At 37.9% G+C, this 19503-nt stretch carries 18 protein-coding genes; 4 read left to right on the forward strand and 14 right to left on the reverse strand.

Features of this window, described 5'->3' with window-relative positions; translation table 11 throughout:
* The first annotated feature begins 20 nt into the window (after positions 1 to 20).
* The gene (locus HHL20_RS04895; protein ID WP_169230053.1) at positions 21 to 1178 is read left to right on the forward strand and encodes a hypothetical protein; all 1158 of its coding nucleotides are present in this window, start codon (positions 21 to 23) and stop codon (positions 1176 to 1178) included.
* A 142-nt stretch (positions 1179 to 1320) separates the two neighbouring features.
* On the opposite strand, the gene HHL20_RS04900 is transcribed toward HHL20_RS04895, so the two are convergent.
* Genes HHL20_RS04900 through HHL20_RS04910 form a run of 3 tightly spaced genes read right to left on the reverse strand, consistent with a single transcriptional unit; the run spans position 1321 to position 7024 of the window.
* A complete protein-coding gene (locus tag HHL20_RS04900) occupies positions 1321 to 2736 on the reverse strand; it encodes an efflux transporter outer membrane subunit (protein WP_169230054.1) in 1416 nt (471 codons plus the stop codon).
* Positions 2723 to 5881 (reverse strand): efflux RND transporter permease subunit, encoded by a 3159-nt coding sequence (locus HHL20_RS04905; RefSeq protein ID WP_169230055.1) that lies wholly within the window; start codon positions 5879 to 5881, stop codon positions 2723 to 2725. Before HHL20_RS04905 ends, HHL20_RS04900 begins: the two co-directional genes overlap by 14 nt.
* A gap of 18 nt (positions 5882 to 5899) precedes the next feature.
* Complete coding sequence (locus HHL20_RS04910; protein WP_169230056.1) at positions 5900 to 7024, reverse strand: efflux RND transporter periplasmic adaptor subunit; 1125 nt, start codon at positions 7022 to 7024, stop codon at positions 5900 to 5902.
* Between the two features lie 293 nt (positions 7025 to 7317).
* Between HHL20_RS04910 and HHL20_RS04915 the strand changes: the two genes are divergently transcribed.
* Positions 7318 to 7911: a porin family protein gene (locus tag HHL20_RS04915; protein WP_169230057.1), complete on the forward strand. Its 594-nt coding sequence runs from the start codon at positions 7318 to 7320 to the stop codon at positions 7909 to 7911.
* 230 nt (positions 7912 to 8141) lie between these two features.
* Here the strand turns inward: HHL20_RS04915 and HHL20_RS04920 are convergent, their stop codons facing one another.
* From HHL20_RS04920 to HHL20_RS04955, 8 genes are all read right to left on the reverse strand, one after another.
* The gene (locus tag HHL20_RS04920; protein ID WP_169230058.1) at positions 8142 to 8903 is read right to left on the reverse strand and encodes a LytR/AlgR family response regulator transcription factor; all 762 of its coding nucleotides are present in this window, start codon (positions 8901 to 8903) and stop codon (positions 8142 to 8144) included.
* The gene (locus HHL20_RS04925) at positions 8893 to 9981 is read right to left on the reverse strand and encodes a sensor histidine kinase (protein WP_169230059.1); all 1089 of its coding nucleotides are present in this window, start codon (positions 9979 to 9981) and stop codon (positions 8893 to 8895) included. The genes HHL20_RS04920 and HHL20_RS04925 overlap by 11 nt, the downstream gene beginning before the upstream one ends.
* 1381 nt (positions 9982 to 11362) lie before the next feature.
* On the reverse strand, positions 11363 to 11821 hold the full coding sequence (locus HHL20_RS04930) for a lipocalin family protein (protein WP_169230060.1): 459 nt from the start codon (positions 11819 to 11821) through the stop codon (positions 11363 to 11365).
* 628 nt (positions 11822 to 12449) lie between these two features.
* Positions 12450 to 13070: a toxin-antitoxin system YwqK family antitoxin gene (locus HHL20_RS04935; protein WP_169230061.1), complete on the reverse strand. Its 621-nt coding sequence runs from the start codon at positions 13068 to 13070 to the stop codon at positions 12450 to 12452.
* Positions 13071 to 13208: 138 nt separating this feature from the next.
* Positions 13209 to 13754: a peptidoglycan-binding protein LysM gene (locus HHL20_RS04940; protein WP_169230062.1), complete on the reverse strand. Its 546-nt coding sequence runs from the start codon at positions 13752 to 13754 to the stop codon at positions 13209 to 13211.
* 299 nt (positions 13755 to 14053) lie between these two features.
* Positions 14054 to 14227: a hypothetical protein gene (locus tag HHL20_RS04945; protein WP_169230063.1), complete on the reverse strand. Its 174-nt coding sequence runs from the start codon at positions 14225 to 14227 to the stop codon at positions 14054 to 14056.
* 11 nt (positions 14228 to 14238) lie between these two features.
* On the reverse strand, positions 14239 to 14772 hold the full coding sequence (locus HHL20_RS04950) for an SDR family NAD(P)-dependent oxidoreductase (RefSeq protein ID WP_169230064.1): 534 nt from the start codon (positions 14770 to 14772) through the stop codon (positions 14239 to 14241).
* Between the two features lie 61 nt (positions 14773 to 14833).
* Positions 14834 to 15256 carry an SRPBCC family protein gene (locus HHL20_RS04955; RefSeq protein ID WP_169230065.1) on the reverse strand — a complete coding sequence of 141 codons (423 nt, stop codon included), beginning with the start codon at positions 15254 to 15256 and terminating at the stop codon, positions 14834 to 14836.
* A gap of 187 nt (positions 15257 to 15443) precedes the next feature.
* Here HHL20_RS04955 and HHL20_RS19735 point away from each other — a divergent pair, with 187 nt between their 5' ends.
* Positions 15444 to 15746, forward strand: a complete 303-nt coding sequence (locus HHL20_RS19735; RefSeq protein ID WP_169230066.1) for a winged helix-turn-helix transcriptional regulator — start codon at positions 15444 to 15446, stop codon at positions 15744 to 15746.
* Positions 15747 to 15922: 176 nt separating this feature from the next.
* On the opposite strand, the gene HHL20_RS04965 is transcribed toward HHL20_RS19735, so the two are convergent.
* The 3 genes from HHL20_RS04965 to HHL20_RS04975 all read right to left on the reverse strand — a co-directional run bounded on the left by HHL20_RS04965 (position 15923) and on the right by HHL20_RS04975 (position 17686).
* Positions 15923 to 16513, reverse strand: coding sequence for a hypothetical protein (locus HHL20_RS04965; protein WP_169230067.1), 591 nt, complete (start codon positions 16511 to 16513; stop codon positions 15923 to 15925).
* Between the two features lie 69 nt (positions 16514 to 16582).
* Positions 16583 to 17170, reverse strand: coding sequence for a hypothetical protein (locus tag HHL20_RS04970; protein WP_169230068.1), 588 nt, complete (start codon positions 17168 to 17170; stop codon positions 16583 to 16585).
* Positions 17171 to 17443: 273 nt separating this feature from the next.
* Positions 17444 to 17686, reverse strand: a complete 243-nt coding sequence (locus tag HHL20_RS04975; protein ID WP_169230069.1) for a hypothetical protein — start codon at positions 17684 to 17686, stop codon at positions 17444 to 17446.
* 34 nt (positions 17687 to 17720) lie between these two features.
* Here HHL20_RS04975 and HHL20_RS04980 point away from each other — a divergent pair, with 34 nt between their 5' ends.
* Positions 17721 to 19133 carry a S41 family peptidase gene (locus tag HHL20_RS04980; protein ID WP_169230070.1) on the forward strand — a complete coding sequence of 471 codons (1413 nt, stop codon included), beginning with the start codon at positions 17721 to 17723 and terminating at the stop codon, positions 19131 to 19133.
* Positions 19134 to 19503: the final 370 nt, after the last annotated feature.

A 19503-nucleotide genomic window follows, 5' to 3' on the forward strand; every position in this document is an offset into this window, starting at 1 on the left:
ACTATTAAACAGCTAAGTATATGAAGAACGTTAGTATCATAATTGTGGAGGATAAAAAGCAAAAGGAAGAGTTTTTGAATTTTACTGGCAGACTCTACAATGATGACAAGAATTACATCCGTCCTATAGACCAAGATATTGAATGTATTTTTGACAATGCTAAGAATAAGTTGTTTGAAGACGGTCATTGTCAGAGACTGTTGTTCAAACGAAATGATGAAACTGTTGGCAAAGTTGCAGTTTTCATCAACAGGTCTTACAAACAGGAGCAGCCAACAGGGGGTTTCGGTTTTTTTGATTGTATCAACGATCAGGAAATTGCGAATTTTATATTTGACTATTGTAAAAACTGGCTTCAGGAAAGAGGGATGGAAGCAATGGACGGTCCTATCAATTTTGGTGAAAGAGATAAGTTTTGGGGACTTCTTGTAGAAGGGTTCACGGAGCCGCTGTATTCTATGAACTACAATTTTCCCTATTATCAGACACTATTTGAAAATTATGGTTTTAGAAGTTATTTTGACCAACTTTGTTATTCCCGTAGGACCGATAGCGAAGTTTCAAGAGTTTTTATGATAATGCATAAGAAGCACAAGCTCAATCCGGCCATTAAGGCTGTGGCACTGAAAAAGAATAATCTAAAAAAATATGCCAAAGATTTTACAACAGTTTATAACAAAGCATGGATTTCTCACGGCGAAGGAAAGCAGTTGAAAGAAGCGGATACAATCAAAATGTTTGAAGAGATGAAGTCTATCATCAACGAACATATTTCCTGGTTTGTATACGAGAATGATAAACCGATAGCAGTATGGCTGAACATTCCTGATATCAATCAATGGTTAAAGTATTTTAACGGTAAATTTGGTCTGATAGAGAAATTAAAATTTTTATGGTTAAAAAAGTTCCGTAAAAATCGTAAGATGGTGGGAATGGTCTTTGGAGTAGTACCGGAATGGCAGAAAAAGGGAATAGAAGGCTATATGATCTGTGAAGGGACCGAACACATGTTAAAATTTACTGATTTTGAAACTATTGAACTCCAGTGGATTGGTGATTTCAACCCTAAAATGATTAAGATTGCAGAAAGTCTTAATTCAACCATAACAAGGCGATTGACGACATACAGATACCATTTTGATGAAAATAAAATATTTGAAAGGCATCCCATTGTTTAACTATTCAACAAACTGATTAGCAAAATAATGTTTTGTAGGATGATCTTATATCATTTGAAATGAACATCATTTTGCAAAAGATTTGAGACAATAATCTATCCAAAAAAGCTGACTCAGAATACTAAGTCAGCTCATTTTGAAATCAATTTGTGCCTCCACCCAATGCACGGTAAAGATCTATTTCTGCATTTGCTTTCTCGAGGCGAACATTGATCTGTTCCAGATCATTCTGCAGTTTATTGTTTTGTGCGGTAATTACTTCTAGGTAATTGGCCATTCCGCTTTTATAAAGCTTTGTAGCATCGCCAATAGCTTTATCTAATATCTTAGTTCTTTGATCAAGCAAGGCAAGTCTTTCTGTGCTTCCTTTAGATCTTGCCATCGCATCAGATACTTCGGATACTGCAGTCATTACTGTTTGCCGGAAGTTAATCGCTGCTTTCTCCTGTTCTATTTTTGCCGTTTCATACGCTGTTTTCAGCTGGCGTTTCTGAAGTAGTGGCATCGCAAGATTAGCAGCCAGTGTCTTGGTTAATGATCCCGGCAGATCGAACCAGGTATTAAATTTGAATGAGTTCGCCCCGATCTGCGGTGTCAGGCTAAAGGTAGGGTACATAGCGGCTTTAGCCAGACCTGTTTTTGAATTCAGGCTTATAACCGCAAACTCAGCGGCCTTTACATCTGGTCTTCTGCTTAATAATTGTGCAGGAACTCCGTTTAATAAAGCGTTGTTTTCCGATATTTGTTCCAAGGTTCCGGATCTTTCAATTGCAGTAGGGTAGCTGCCACAAAGGATGCTTAAAGCATTTTCCTGTACTGAAATATTCTGCAGAGCTAAGGGAACAAGCAATTCTGCTGTTTTCTTTTGAGCCTCAGATTGCTGAACGGCAAGGGAATTGATCAAACCGGAATTAAACTGAAGGTTCATCATCTTAAGCATACTGTCGCTTAATTCAATGTTTTCCTTTGCTATTTTTAGCTGTTGATCCAGTGTTAAAAGATTATAATACGCCTGTGCAACCTGAACGATAATTCTGCTTTTTATTGCTTGTACATTCTCTTTCTGAGCAAAATAATCGGCAGCAGCGGAATTTTTAAGCATCTTTGTTTTGCCCCAGATATCAGCTTCCCAAGAGACCTGTACCGTCGCGCTGAAGTCATCGATATATTTATTACCGGTAAATTGCTGATTCAGCGATCCGTTTAAACTATTATCAGATGCCCAGCTTCTGGTAACTCCAGCGGTAAGATCCACGGTTGGTAATAGGGAGTTTTTAGCTTGCCTGTAGGCAAGGTCGAGCTGTTTAATATTTTTGAGGGCTACCTGCACATCATTATTTTTCTCTAATGCTGTTTCGATGAGTGTTGCAAGTCTCGGATCTTTAAAGAAAGTTTTCCAGGGAAGTACAATGGAATCACCGGTAACTGCAGGGGCATCCTTGTACGTTTGAGGAAGATCAATATCTCCTCTTTTATATGGTGCTCCTACAGCGCAGGACATCAATAGTGATGCCGTTGCGACTGTAAAAAAGTATTGTTTCAAATTAATTGTTTTCATTGATCTGTACATTTTCATTAGTAGAATATTTCTTAGAGGATATCTTTTCATCCAGAAACTGGAAGAACATATATAATACAGGGATCATAAAGACACCCAATACTACACCTGTTAACATCCCCATCGCTGCACTGGTACTGATCGATCTGTTACCTGCAGCCATACCTCCGGCGGAAAGCATTAACGGGATCATTCCCACGATAAATGCTAAGGAGGTCATAATGATGGGTCTTAATCTCGACTTGGCTCCCTCAACCGCGGATTCAAGAATTGAAAGGCCGCTTTTCCTTTTCTGAAGCGCAAATTCTACAATCAGGATGGCGTTTTTCGCCAGAAGTCCGATCAACATGACCAGTCCTACCTGAACATAGATATTGTTATCGTAGCCAATTGCTGTAATACCTAAAAAAGCACCTAAAATACCGGTAGGAATAGAAAGCATTACGGCAAGCGGAAGTACATAACTTTCATACTGCGCCGAAAGGAGAAGGTAAACGAAAAGCAAACACAATCCAAAAATAGCTACGGTCTGATTTCCTGATGATTTTTCTTCTAAACTAAGCCCTGTCCATTCATAGCTGTAATCGGATGGAAGATTGTTTAATGCACTTTCAACTTTTTCAATTAGCTCACCATTACTTACGCCTGGCTGCGGTGTTATGTTGATATTCAGTGAGCTGAACAGGTTATATCGATTTACCGACTCAGGACCGTACACTTTTTTAAGCGTAACCAATGTGCTGACAGGAACCATTTGCCCATTCGTACTTTTAACGAAAATATCATTAAAGGCATTCTCATCCATTCTGAAGACTCCGTCGGCTTTGATATTAACTCTGTAAAACTTACCGAATCTTGAAAAATTCTGCGACTGGTCCCCGGAAAAGTAAGTTTGAATTGTTCCTAAGACATTGGATACTTTTACACCTAACTGGTCGGCCTTATCTTCATTAACTTCCAGTTCCAGCTGCGGATAATCTGCTCTGAACATTGTATAGGCATACGCCACGCCAGGAACCTGCATCAATTGCCCGATTACTTCATCTGCTTTTGCTTTCAGGAATTTCGGATCTCTTGCCATACGGTCCTGAAGAACAATTTCTGCATCATTTGTCATACCATAGCCTTCCACCGGAGGCATTCTAAAAGTCAATACTGTCCCTTCTTTAATAACGGATAATTCCTGATTGACCATATTCATTATTTCGTCAATATCCTGGATATCTCCACGTGATTTTTTATCTTTAAGCTTGACAAATCCCATAGCATACGTTGATCCTGAACTGTTGCTCAACATATTAAAACCTGTGATGGAGGTGTTCTCCTTTACAGCCGGAAGCTTCTTCAGGATAGCGTTAATTTTTTCTGATGTTTTTGTTGTTTCCGTAAGACCTGTACCGGGGGGCATTGTCAAGCTGTACATAAACAGGCTGTCATCTTCCATAGGTACGAAACTCTTTGGTGTGCTGGTCATCATCCACGCCGAAGCGCCAATAATTAATACGATCAGTCCGCCGGAAAGCCATTTTTTCGAAATGAGGAATCTTACCCCTTTTACATATCTTCCGGTCATATTATTAAATCCTGCATTGAACGCTGTGGCAAATCTTTTTCCGAATCCCTGTTTTTTACCGTGTGCATCATCCGCGTGATTATTCTTTAAAAATACGGCACACAGAGCAGGCGTCAAAGTCAGTGCATTAACCGCTGAAATCAAAATTGCAATGGCTAATGTATATGCAAACTGCTTATAGAATAAACCGGCTGATCCGGACATAAATCCTATCGGGATAAATACTGCCGACATCACCAGCGTAATGGAAATAACCGCTCCCGTTATTTCACCCATTGCTTTATGAGTAGCTTCTTTACCGGTAAGGTTAGTGCCTTCCATATTACTGTGAACAGCTTCGACCACAACGATGGCATCATCCACCACAATACCAATGGCAAGTACCAAAGCAAATAGGGTCAGTACATTAATGGTGAATCCGAGAACGAGAAGAAAAAAGAATGTTCCGATGATCGCTACGGGCACTGCGATTGCAGGGATGATGGTTGACCTGAAATCCTGTAGGAAAATGAAAACAACAATAAATACAAGAATAAATGCCTCTATCAAAGTTGATTTAACCTGGCCGGTCGCCTCATCCAGCTTCTCTTTGGTACTGATTACTTTTGTGTATTTGATTCCGGGTGGGAAAGATTTGGAGAGTTCTTCAATCGACTTGTTTACTCCGATTTCAATGTCATTAGCATTGGATCCGGTGGTCTGCATAATCCCGATGGTCACTGCATTTTTACCGTTGGATAAGTTATTACCACTATACGTTATGGATCCAAATTCCACACGGGCAATATCTTTGAGCCTGATAATGTTTGCCCCATCGTTCTTAACGATAATTCTTTCGTATTCTTCAGGCGTATTTTTCTTTCCTTTGTATTTGATGATATACTCCAGCGCAGCGTCTGATTCTTCTCCAAGTTTTCCTGGAGCAGATTCCAAGCTGTGGTCGGCAATGGCGTTTGAAACATCGTTCGGATCTATTCCGTATGAAGACATTTTCTGAGGGTTAAGCCAGATTCTCATTGAGTAATCTTTAGCGCCATACACCTGCGCCTGCCCAACACCTTTAACTCTTTTAATGGAAGGGATTAGGTTAATATTAGCATAATTCTGCAGGAACTTTTCATCGTACTTGCTGTTATCATCCGTGTAAAGATTGAAAAGCATAACCATACTGTTTTGCTGCTTGGAGGTAGTAAGACCCATACGGATTACTTCCTGCGGTAGAATAGGGGTTGCCTGCTGAACCCTGTTCTGAACATTAACGGCAGCCTGATCTGGATTCACACCCTGTTTAAAGATCACGGAAATCGAAAACGTCCCATCATTGCTGGCATTGGATTTAATATATTCCATATCTTCCACACCATTGATCTGCTCTTCAAGAGGTGTTACCACCGATCGGATTACCGTCTCGCTGTTACCTCCGGGATAGGACCCGGAAACCATAATGGTGGGTGGGGAAATATCCGGAAAACGGGTGACGGCCAACTGGTTGAGACCAATGACACCCAATATAACGATGATAAGAGAAATCACCGTTGCCAAAACCGGACGGTCTATTATTTTTTGCAACATTTCTTTACTATTTTAAGATTATTTTTGAGGTACTACTTTTGCAACAACCTGTACTCCGTCGGTTAACATATCTATGCTGTTAATAGCCACTTTGTCCCCTGCCTGCACACCGGATTTCACAAAGTAATCATTGGCTGTACCGCCTTCTATTTCTATAGGTATCATTTGTACTTTGCCTTTTCCGACCAATTTATACACAAAGAATTTATCCTGAATATCTTTAACTGCATTTTTGGGTACTCTAACGATTGAGCTTGCATTTTTACGGATAATAACCCGTGCTGTACCACCTGATCTTAACAGCCTATTGGGGTTCTGAAATACAGCTTTCATCTGTATGCTTCCTGTATTTTTATCAAAATTGCCGCTGGCAGTTTCCAACTGGCCTTTAAGGTCGTAAGTACTTCCATCTGCCAGAAGGAGATTCACATCATTGTTAGACAACTGCGCTGATGATTTCGCCAGACTTATGTAGTCCGCTTCATTCATTGAGAAATATACATTTACGGTATTAATGTTAGACAATGTCGTCAGCGGTGAGGCATCAGAAGGAGAAACCAAAGTACCGATTCGGTTGGGAATTCTTCCGATATATCCGCTTACCGGAGCTTTGATAAAGGTAAAGCCAGCATTAATACTGGAGGATCCGAGTGCCGATTTAGCTTGGGCTACCTGGGCGGAAGCTGCTTCGTAATTAGCCTGAGCTGTTTTTAACTGCATATCGGAAACAACTTTTCCCTCCACCAAAGGTTTTAGCTTTTCAACTTCCAGTCTGGCTGCAGCTTGATTGGCCAAAGCAGATTTTAGCCCTGCTCTGCTTGTATTTACCTGTTCATTATAGACCGATGAGTTAATTTTAAATAAAGTCTGACCTTTATTTACATATTGCCCTTCTTTAACCAGAACAGCTTCCAGATAACCTGTTGCCTGGGCTTTCAGCTCGACGTTGTCCTGACCTTCGATGGATCCCGGGTAACCAGTGCTGATTTCGGCGTCGCTTATTCTTAACTGTATAAAGTCTGTTGGCACTGCTGACATCTGATAGGCGGCAGTTGCCTCTTGCTGCTTGTCATTTGAATTGCAGGAATACATTACCATAGCTATACTCAGTGATGCAGCGATTAATCCGGTTCTGAAATACATAATACTTTTTTATTTGACTGCAAAGTAAGCCGATAAACCGGGTATGTTTTTTAGTAAATCATGTGAAACGTAATTAATTGCACTTGAAACGGGAGATATTCAAAATGAAGTGTTCACTGCATTTATTTATGGTTTCCAATGTCATTTTTGGGGCTTTTTCACTTGACAATTTCAAAATAACGCTTGACCTGTCATTTCTTCCGTTTCACCTTAAAATCAAAAACACGCTGCTATATCTATTGTAATTTCGCATTATAAATAATCAAATAAATAATAACATTAAATTAATCGTAATGAAAAAAGTTTTAGTAGCAACAGCCATGGTATTGGGATTCTTTAGCCTAAATGCTCAGCAGACCAAAGAAAAAAACAGTGAAAACATCCAATTAATTCCAAAGGCTGGGATCGCTGTTTATAAACAGTCTATCGAGGGAGTAAATGGTGAAAAGTCAAAAGTGGGCTTTCAGGCAGGCCTGGGTGTGAATATTCCCACAGGAGCAGCAAATTTTTCCATTCAGCCGGAGCTGAACTTTATAAGTAAAGGTACAAAAATCAAAAACGCATTGGTCAACCAGAATTTTAATTTCAATTACATAGAAGTTCCGGTTTTAGCGAAGTACAGCTTCGGACCCGTCTATGTAAACGCAGGACCATCAGTGGGCTTTTTAATGGGGAAGAATAATGCTGTAAAAGCGGTCTATGGGAAAACAAAAACTATCGATTTTGGGCTGCAGATGGGAGCGGGAGTTGCCATTCCAGCAGGACCGGGTAAGCTTATTGTTGACGGAAGATATAATTTAGGTTTGAGTAATATTTCTGACGCTAAAGGAGCGGCAATCAAAAACAGAGGTTTTGCAGTATCGCTTGGATATGCGATTTCCTTATAATAGTTGTTTTCAATGTTGGTCGGAGCCCTTCGGTTTTAACTGCAGGGCTCTTTTATGAAATAATTTGTAAGTTTTGAAACAATTTTTATAAAAAAATTTCAATCTGAATACGCCCATACGACTAATATAAAATTACAGCGCTAACAAATAGCATACACACTAAAAGATTTTAAATTGAAAAGCCTGCTCAAAAGTTGATGCAGGCTATGTTAATTAAATATAGAAGTATCTTAAAAATCCATCCAGGCCTTAAAAGACGATGCTTTTTCCCGGCTGATGATCAATTCTGCTTCAGGCTGGTTAATGAGTTCAATCTTTAATTTACCGTTGAAGTCATTAAACACATTTTTTACAGAATTAATATTAATAATATACTGTCTGTTGGCTCTGAAGAATGATTTTGGATCCAGCTGTTTCTCCAGTTCTTCAAGGGTTTGCGGAATTACTTCCGAAGATTTTATCAGTTGGGCTTTGGTAATTCCCAGGTCAGTAAAAAAATATAAGATATCTTCGGTTAAGATTGTTTTGTAGCCATCTTTATGAGAAATCAAAAATCTTTTTCTAAACTCCTTTGGCTGAATATAGTTTAACAAACCTTCTAAAGCAGTTCCTACAAAGGGAATGCTTTCCATAAAGCCTTCATATTTCTGCAATGCTGCTTCTAATTCTTCCTCTTCAACAGGTTTTAGAAGGTAATCCACACTATTATATTTAAAAGCCTTTACGGCATACTCGTCATAAGCAGTTGTAAATATGACGGGACACCTCACGTCTACCTTAGTGAAGATCTCAAAGCTTAGACCGTCGGAAAGCCTGACGTCCATCATAATAAGGTCAGGCATGGGATTATTTTCAAGCCATTCTACAGATGAAGCAATGGAATCCTCTACTGATTGTATTTCAGCATGAGGCCTTAATTTTAGGATCAGCCGCTTTAAGCGGTCCGCATTTGGTTTCTCGTCTTCAACGATCAATATTTTTCTAAACTTCATATAATGGTATTTTTGCAATAAAATCTTTATCTGTTTTTAATATCAAGGGTTTCCTGTCCCCCATGAATTCAAACCTGCTTATGATGTTTTTAATTCCAATTCCGGAAGAATTGTTATTATTAAGTAAAGGTACCAAAGAATTGTGCACAACAAGGTAGCGGTCTTGGGTAGTATAAATTTTTATAACAAGAGGGTTTGTTTTTGAAGTCTGATTATGTTTCAGTGCATTTTCAACCAGAAACTGGAGGGTTAACGGCGGTATGAGCATATTCCGGAAAGATCGATCAATAGCAATATCGAAACGTACGCCTTCCCCGATTCTCTTTGTGATCAAATAAATGTAAGCATCCAAAAATTTAAGTTCTTCATCCAATGTTATATTATCTTTTTTTGAATTCACTAATAAATAACGGTACACTTTAGCAAAGCTTTCAGAATATTCGTATCCTAATTGCTGATCTTCCAATATTAATTCTGAAAGAACACTCAGATTATTAAAGATAAAATGCGGGTCGATCTGCAGTTTCAAAGCTTGCAGTTCTGCGGCCATCGCTATTCTTTTATGCTCAGAGGCTTTTAATTTGTGTTGAGCTGCCTCAATAGCTGTCTTTTTCCAACTTTCCAACAAGTAACTACCTGTATTAATAGCACTTATCAGCAAAGAAACCATTATATTAACGGCAATCCACTGAGCCAAGAAAGTGTATTCCTGTATAACCGTATACTTAATGTCAGTAGGACCATAGACATAAAAAATAGAATAAAAGAATAAGACAATAATAATACTTCCTATAATCTGTAAAAGAGCCTGCGTTAGAAGCTTTTTTATATTGCGGACATCCCATGAAAGTTTTTTTTGTAAGAAATTATCTATCAGCATACTCAGTTCCGAGATTACGATTGAAATCACTAAAACCCACAGGAAATCTTCTATAATCACGGACCATGGCTTGTCAATATATTCCTTGTATGCAAAAGGATCAATTAAGTACGTTAAAAGATAGAAAAGCATAAAAGCAATAAGCCATACTGCCATTCGTCTTTTCATTTTATTAAAGAATCCTGTGTTCTTTATCATTTTTATAAAATAGTTTTAATGTAAGCGGTAAAGGTACATATTGCAACTTCCTTTCATTGTTATTTTTAGGTCAGACGGTAAAAAATACTTCTGAAACGTAAATTTAAATACTTAAAGCGATCATCCTACACTTCAAAGCCGAAAATTGACATTTCAGGGCCTTTATAATCATTGTCACCTAATTTTTTAGAAACAACTTCTTCTAAGATAGTACATTTGCAATGTCTTTAAAATAGTATGTGAACAAATAGACGGATATGAGCTTTAGCATCTATTGCTGAAAGTCTTCTACTGTCGGCGGAGGGGGTTGAATCTTATAGACTGCATCAAAATTTATATAACAAAATTGCACAGCAATTGTTTTGTGTCTATGGATAAAAGCAAGAATTAATATCAATAAAAATCTAATCTGTACAATTGCCCTTAGAGGGCGTTGTTATTCCAATTAATCTTGTTTATAGGATCGGAGTCTGCTCTGGTCCTTTTTGAGCGTTTAGTTTTGGGAAGTTTTTTTCTAATTTGATGTAAATGATTCTATTAAAAATTCTGATAAATATTATTTTGCAGATGTGAGCTTCCGATATTCCGAGGTGCTGAAATCAGGCACTTAGAATTATGCGTTTTACTTGACATTATTCGGGTTGCCATTTAATTCGTGAAATTGTTGTTACATATATGAAGTTCACTTGTAACCATAATCAATTTGTCAATTTTTATTGTGCAATTATCTATGCTGATGAATGTATAAGTAAGTTTTATATTTTGATGATCTATCAAGACTAAGATTTTACTGAGCCTGTGTTACTGGCTCCACATTTCTTATGCGATCATAAGAATTGGATTGAATGACGTGACACTTCAATTGATGATTTTGCCGTCTGATCTTCTATTTTTGCTGTTTCACTATATTATCCGAATAATAAAGCCAATGGTTACGTATTTTTGAAATGCAGACGATAAATTCTTGTGTTGATCAGAAAACCGGACACTATTTGAAGCAGTTCATTCAGAGCGTCTTAGCAAGGTTAGTTTCTTCAGCCGAAAGGCAAAATTTTGTGTTTAATCTTGTGATTTAGGATTGGCGATAGTCAATCCTATTTTGTACGTGTAACAGCTGCCTTAATACTTACTGATGTACTGTCTACTTAGAATATAGTCAGAACCTATTCATCTCTAAAGCGAAGCTCTCCGGATTGTATAGACTGGCAGATGATGTATTCATTGCTGCTAACTGTTTAGTACCTCATTAACAATACAGGCCACAGATTATAATTTAATTGGCATTGTGGTCAGTATGAAAGATAAGAAACCGGTTATCAATACAAATGATTCATTATATACACACTTATAATATGGTGTTTTTGTCCTGATGTGACCGCACCTATTTATTTAAATAATATACATTTTTATCTTCAATACCATCATTATTTTGATCATAGTCGTCATATAGTGATAGCACCAGTTCATCATTATTCAATCGTTCGACCTTGTAAATTTCCGTATGAGAGGAGTTTGATCTCTTAGCCGCTATCGTCTGTGCTGTCTGATCGTAGTTATAAATTCCGGCATCTTCATAATCAAACTGGCATTGATTATTTTGTTTAAGAAAATATCTGATCGCATATTTTCCGTCGCTCTTAAACTCGAAGGTTGTATTTGCATCACAACCGGTCAGCGTTTGGGAATATAAAACAGTAGTATTGTCGCTTCCTGATACAACTTCCGCCTTGGAAAATTTCCAATTTGCCACAATCGATGCTGCATTGTCTTCGTTGTCATTATCGGTTTTACATGAAAGTAATAACAGACTCACAGCTCCTAATATATAAAGTTTTGTCATCTTAAAATACATTGATTGATATGTTTAACATAACAAAGTAAATGCCAATCAATTTTGTAACCTTCGACTATTTTTAACAGCGCCTAATGGTTATGCAAGGAATTTAAATTTTAGACTTATTCATTTTCCATTTCTATAAAAATAAAGGGAAACGTAGGCGGCAGTCATGACGTTGTTGCCTCCTCAATAATGTTCAGAATTTGTAGAGGGTTTATACTAAAAAAATAATTCCAACTGATACAAAATATATGTACATTTCACCAGAGCCCTTGTTAGGTTGGACTTCACAGTTTACCATCTGTTTGTCATGATAAGGCTGTTTCTTTATTTTATCATCGTATGGGACTACTTCCGCACTGTGGTGGTGGCATTTCTGAGGTGTCGTCTGTTCTAAGGCGGTATTTGCATGTCCGCTTGTACAGCGCTGGATATTGCATGCCAAGCAATTACCGATTACCATGTTCAGCATCTGTCCCGTATTATTAATATATCTGCTGGTGAGTGCTTCAAAAAGTTGTTTCAATTTAATGCCTTTAAAAGATTATACTCAGCATTTTAACGTCATCATGCAAAAAATCCCGACTATTGCCGGGAAGTATGGTTAAAATACAACTGCACTATACAGTCTTTAATTTTCAAAGGTAACTTTACCATTTTCATCATACTTTTTAACCTTAGAAGGTAAATTCATTTGGTTACCATTATAATTTGCTACTTGTTTAAGCTTTCCGTTCTCGTAATAGTCTTTCCATTCTCCTACTTTTGTTTCTTCATCTGATTGATATTGACCTTCAGATTCCAGGCTTCCGTTTTCATAATAACTTTTTGAACGGATTTCCTGCGAAGAAATATTTATAATTTTAGCCAATTTTCCGCTTTCATAATACTCTTTCCATTCACCCACCGGCTCTCCATCTTTGTAAGTTCCTGCCTCTGCCAGGTTTCCGTTTTCATAATAATTTTTTGTCTCTCCGTTGATTTTTCCGCCTTTAAAAGTTACCGTAGATTGTATTTTTCCGTTTGTATAATAGGTTGTCCCGTCAATTATTTCGCCATTCTTGAAGTGGGACAAAGTTCTTAACATTCCGTTTTCATCATACTCTTTGGCTTCTCCGGTCTGTTTTCCGTCTTTATCTACATATCCGGATAACCTGAGTTTTCCGTTTTCGTAATATTCTTTATGTTCTTTATTTTGAGCGAAAGTATAAGTGCTGCTCATGAGCAATAAGCTAGTAATGATTGATTTCATAGTTCTTTCTGATTATTTTTCATCAAATATATTATTCTTTTATGACATACTAACACACATATTTAGCACGCTAGTTTAAACAGAAAGCCCCCAACACATTGAAAGCGTTGGGGGCTTATATAAAATTCCCTTTTTTTATTATAAAGCAGTCGCAGTATACGTTACGGTTTGTGTATACGTTCCCGCTGGTTTTCCTAAAATATCAGAAGAAGATGATTTTGCCGCTGGAATCGTGTAGTCCAGATTCAGTGTTAATGCACTTCCCAACGGTGCATTTGACACCAGATTTTGCTCAGCTACAGATAAAACAACAGTATTTTTTGTTCCGCCCATGGTTCCGGAAGCAGCAGCAGCTTTGATGGTCAGAACATTTACAGGGATTACGTTGGTTCCATTCATGAAATTCGCACCTCCTGCTTTTACTTTTACATTAAAATTCTTTGTTGAAGTCACTTTTAAAGAGTTGGCTTTAGTAACCGTCTGATCAGAGTTGTAATCTGCTGCAGTAGCATAGTTAAAGTCAACTGTATTGCCGATTGCCGTACTTCCCGCGTCGATAGAGATGACATCATTCAGGGTAATGTTTACGGTTGTTGTTGCCGTAGTATTCTGAGCCTGAACAGTGTTTGTTCCTGATACGAATGCTCCGATAGTTAATGCTGCGATAGCGATTTGCTTTTTCATAAATGGTATTGTTTTATTTTTTATTCCTGTTTAATTGTTCTCTGTTGAACATTACAAATGTGCATCAGCGAAAAAAGTTTCTCTGTAGTGAAACATGGAAGTTGATGTAGTGAAATCGCCACACGTTTTTCGATCACCCGTTTATACAGAAAGCCCACAACACTTCAAAGTGTTGAGGGCTCATAGAACTGCTTTTTTATTATAATCGGTCGCAAAGGTAAGGAACTAAAAAATCAGAATAGATATTATTGAGGGCTCCTAAACAACCGATCACATTTGTAAGCCAGATATAGACTTCTTTATAGAATAGGGTTTACTGCAGCTAAAGCCTGACGGGGATCGTCCAGAAACAACTGGTAAATTTTTTCAGTATCTCCCACATGAATTTCCAGTTCATTATTTTCAAAACTGTTGAGAAACCATGCTGCAACTTGTGCAGCGCTAATCTTGGGAGCATCCAGTCCTTTGGCCAATGGTGTTTCTGTTAATGGGGCATCAGGTCAAATACTTTGATTTCAGATCCTTTTCGCTCCAATGCCAGACGTGAGGCAGTCGCAAATGAATGCAGGGCAGATTTAGTGGCGCTGTACGTTGGATAGGTAAGATTCGGAACAAACGCCAGCCCGGAGGTGGTAAATACAAATGCCGCATTTTCCTGATCAGCTAAAATAGGTTCCAGACCATGTGCCAATTGCACGTTGGCAAGATAGTTTGTTGCCATTTCTGAATGTGAATACGCTGAATTATAAAGATCGCTAAACAAAGCATAATCATTGGCTATCCCCGCATTGAGGATGGCAATATTCAGATCGCTGTGCTCAATCTTTAATTTTTCTATAAAAGTTTTCAATGCCTGTTCATCAGCAAGATCAATTGTAATGGCGATTGCATTAACCAATTTTTCAGCCTCTGTGATCAGCCGGTCAGCCGTTCTGTCCGCCATGATGACGGTATTGTTTTTTTTACTGAACAATTTGGCAATCTCCAAACCGATACCACTTGCGGCTCCGGTTATCAAAATTTATTTCCGGTAATTTCATAAGTATATATTATCGTTGTTTGACTGCTCAACGCGTACATCAGGTTTGGTCCTCCAAACACTGACGAAGATTATGATCCAGAATCATATTCCAGCCAAGCTCAAATCGCTGATAGGCAAAATGTAGATCCTGAGGAAAGCTGCTCAGTCCGGTGTGAGTCAGCCTTAAGACTGTCATATTACCTTGGCCAAACAGTTCAAAAGTAACTTCCGAGTAGCCGGGATAGTCTTGATAGCCCCAGCTGTGTGCCATTAAGCGATCATTTTCTAACCGTGTTATCCTCCAATTTTTCTTATAAGTCGAACCGTCATCCGCAAACCTGAAAGCATTACCGACTTTTAGATCGAAATGCTTAATCTGTGGAAAATACCATATCTTCATAAGTTCGGCATTGGTTAAAGTCTGCCACACCTGTATGACACAAGCATTGTAAACCAGTTCTATTTCAAAGCAATCATTCATATCACGAAGTTAGATAATTACGAAGACAATAGCCCTGATTATTGAATCGGATTGAGTATCTTTAAGGATACCAAATTTAATTTAACAGTGATTGTAATAAAAGCAAAGACGATCACAGTAATCAATAAAATGGGTTATTATGAAGGATCGAGAAAAGCATTTGCTGCACAGAGATGTATAGGATGCAGTGGAACTAATTGGAGGCCGTTGGCGTGGCGCTATAATGGCGTCATTATGCGGCAGCCCGAAGCGTTTTGTAGAATTAAAAAGCGACTTGCATCCTATTACCTCACGAGTACTGACAAAAGAGCTTCGATATTTAGAGCAAAACAAACTCATCATTGTTGAGTATGGAAACGGTGCAAAAAATGCTGTTTGCTATGCCCATTCCGAACATGGGAAGAGTTGCGCACCGGTCATCTTGCAGTTACGTGAGTGGGCTGTAAAGCACCGGAAGCTTATGCTTGAAACATTGAGGACGGAACATTAAAAAATAAGGTATCCTATATTTAATAGTGTTTTTCAGTTTTATATTGTTCGGTCAGTTTCAAGCTTGACGTCGGGCAGGGGGGAACCGGTTTTTTGCTCACTACCGCATATGGTGAGGATGTTGAGAATTATGAAGTTGACTGGCAGGGAAGGCCGTAAAAGAAATATTTTGATCACTTACAGCCGCCACAAACTCCATTCTGATTGTATGGCCTGCGGCTTGATTTGTTTCAGCCTGTTGTAGAAATTCAAAAAGTTTTTATTCCAGATGGAAAAGTTATGCGTAAACCGGTATTCTATAATTTCTGAGCCTATAGCTATTTTAACCTGCCAGATGCGGCTGTTATTGATTTGAATACTGGTCCTGCTAAGTTCGGTGATATCAACGAGCGGATACCTTAAAACAGTGCCTGGCTTGTCAACAGCATAAAAAAAGCGCTCATCATAATATAAATCCTGATTATTAACCAATCGTTTTTCCAGGCCTAATAAAAAAGGTCTTTGTGAAATTTTATACAAGGTAGGAGTTTCAAAAAAGTTGCCGCTAACATCTATTCGGTATTGTGCAAGAAGATGTCCATTATCCGTACTTATATTTTGTTTTGCAAGTTTAAGATGTTGAAGGACGGTTAATAGGATAAGAACGGCGTATATCGAATTGAGAACTACTAAAATAGTTACAAATGATTGATGCTGAGATAAGGTAAGGGTGATGACCACTGTTAATACAGCATAGATTAGCGTCGGGATGAGAATTCGTTTGATCATATAATTATTTTAGCGGTAATACAAATTGATATAGAGACAATAATCAAAAACTTTTCAACACGGTTTGTTTTAGTGCATATTGCCTTTTATGATAATATCGGGATTATATTCAACTGCTTTTTCAATAAGATGTCTTTTCTGAGCTGAGTTGTTGTCTACTGCAAAGAAGAAGGTGCCCCCATTTACTTTATGGAATATCACCAGCCTGTTTTGTTTTCCCCGTGTAAAGATGTTGGTTTTAATCGTAATTTCTTTCAGTTCTGTAAAGTGAAATTCAGGTTGTCGTAACCACTTAAAAACCCGAATTTTACCTGAATAAATAATAAAAGAGGGAAGATACCTTTCTGGCCAGGAACGCGACTCGCTTATTTGTTTCAAAGTTTCCAGATCATTAGCATTCATAACAGCCAGGACCTCTCCATAACTTCTGAAGAAAGAGATACTCAGGATAAAGGTAGTAAGAAGGATGATAAACTGGATGACGAACAGGGGCACAACATAACCATAGCTCGGCAGCTGGAGTTGCTTGCCGAAAAAGGTGTAAACGATTATAAACGATGCGATAAGAACAATAAATATTCCAAGTATAATACCGGTTATTATTTTGTTACTATTAATCTTTGTTAGAAACTTCGCACGATATTCGTTATTATCCATTGGCTTGAAATTTTGAACTCATGAATGAATGCCTGCAATATAAAAGCCAAAACCAGTGCGGATATAATCAACCTTAAAAGGAAACTGATCTGAAACACATCTCTGTACATGAGGTATCAGAAATGATATACCATTATTAGACTGCAATGCCGACCTTATTGCCAGCCTTTGACAAGTACAGTAAATTAGAACTTAAAAATTATTTACACACAGAAAATATATAAAGAAGCAGCATTATGTATAAGCTTTGGCAACTGCAGGCGGGAATTCGAATCAGGAGAAACCGGTAACGCTATTTTTTCTTACCTTTTTCAAACCAGAGGTACAGGCTTCATCTGATTTGATCACGGTGATTTCATAGGCAGATATAAATTTTTTCACTATAATTTCAACTACGTGAATGATTTCCTTGCTGTTGGTCAGGCCCGTATACTGATACAGACCTTTCGGCAGATAATAGTCAATTTTCGTTGTTGCATCCAGAACTTTTGTATATTTAAAACAATTATTTTGCAAAACAATATTTAATTATACCTTCATTCAGTTACCTATGCGTACATCTTTAAAACCAATCTGTACATTTTTCTTATTTCTCTTCAGCTTTTGCTTTCATGCACAGCCAGCGAACGCCTTATCTCTTTCCGATAAAATCTATGGTCTTTCAAAATTCTGGAGTGAGGTCAATTACAATTTTGTATACCTCTATAAAGTAGACAAGCAGCAATGGGAGGCAGCTTATAAAAGGGCTATCGAAAACATTCAGCATACTACAAGTGATTATCAGTATTACAGGGAACTACAGCGTTTATGTGCCGTTTTAAAGGATGGTCATACCCAGGTCTATCTTCCGGAAAACATTGAAAAACAGCTGATGCTGTATTCCTTTGGAGAATACAGAATCGTTCCCATGAATGTTGCCGGAAAGGTATTGATAACGCAAATCAATAAAAGCAAATCTAAAGAAATTCCCTTCGGCAGCGAGATCGTAAAGGTGAATGGTATTCCTACCCAAGCCTATATCAATGAGTCTGTAAAACCCTATATTTCAGTATCTACCCTACATGAGCTTAATAACAAGGCGGCTGCCTTTCTTTTCAGAGGTTTTGAAGGAGAGCGTTTCAATATCGAAATACGCACACCGAATGGTAAGATCAGAAGTTTGACACTGACTCATGCACCAACGGAAGAAAAAGATGTATTTCCCGACTCGATGCCAAGCAAACCTAATTTTGAGCTGAAATGGCTTCAAAACAAAATTGCCTATATTGGAATTCATACGTTTAATGATGCGGAAGTGGTAAAAAGCTTTGAAGAAAAGCTACCGGAAATTCAAGCTGCAAAGGGTATTATTATCGACCTGCGAAACAATGGCGGCGGCAGTGCTAAAAATGCTAAAAATATTGCAAAGTATTTTATAGAAGGCAACTTATTATATGGCGAAAGAACATACAGCAGAGAGATTATACCGACTGATCGCGGAATAGGTTCTTTTCTCACTGCCGAAGACACCCTGAAAGGCAAACCGGAATGGGGACTTTCTGCTGAAGACTCGAAGGCTTATTTCAAAGCTTATCTTGGCAGCAAGTTCTATGAATATCCTTATGCACCTGACACCTTAGCGGCCACTGTAAAACTCCTGATGCCCACCATTGTTTTAACGGGGAATTATACGAATTCCGCAGCTGAAGATTTTTTGATCTTTTTGGATGGTCAGAAACGGGTAAAAAGATTGGGAGAATATACCAGTGGTAGTACCGGGCAACCGTTGCAAATTGATTTGCCAGGAAATGCCACCGCATGGATCTGCACAAAAAGGGCTACATTTCCGGACGGAAGGGAGTTTGTTGGAGTCGGGATAGAACCTGATATCCTTGTAGAAAGGACGACAAATGATATTTTATATCCGCTCAAATATGATTCACAACTTGAAAAAGCTGAGAAATACATAATGAAGATTAAATAGAATTTCAGCGTTTTTTTTAAAACTCATTTTCTAATTAATTTCTATGCCCTAGAAGGAACGCTCCATTATATTGATCATCAGCTGTTAAAGGAATTATTTAACGATAAAAATTGTAACGGAAGATCTAATATGCGAAAAGATGGCATAATAGGAGTATTGAACGGTATAGGTCAAAGTATATTTCAAGTGGTAATTGATGGATGATGATGTATTTCAAAAACTTTGAAATATAGATTCAACTGTTAAATGAATAAAATTTGCAGATCCTGAGATTAAATCTTTTAAAATGATACGCATTGATAGAGGTGAATATCAAATAGGATGGTAGAGCAATTAATTAATTGATCAAGATAATTAATACGACAGTAAC

The sequence above is a fragment of the Chryseobacterium cheonjiense genome (assembly GCF_012927265.1).
GTDB classification, from domain to species: Bacteria; Bacteroidota; Bacteroidia; order Flavobacteriales; family Weeksellaceae; genus Chryseobacterium; species Chryseobacterium cheonjiense.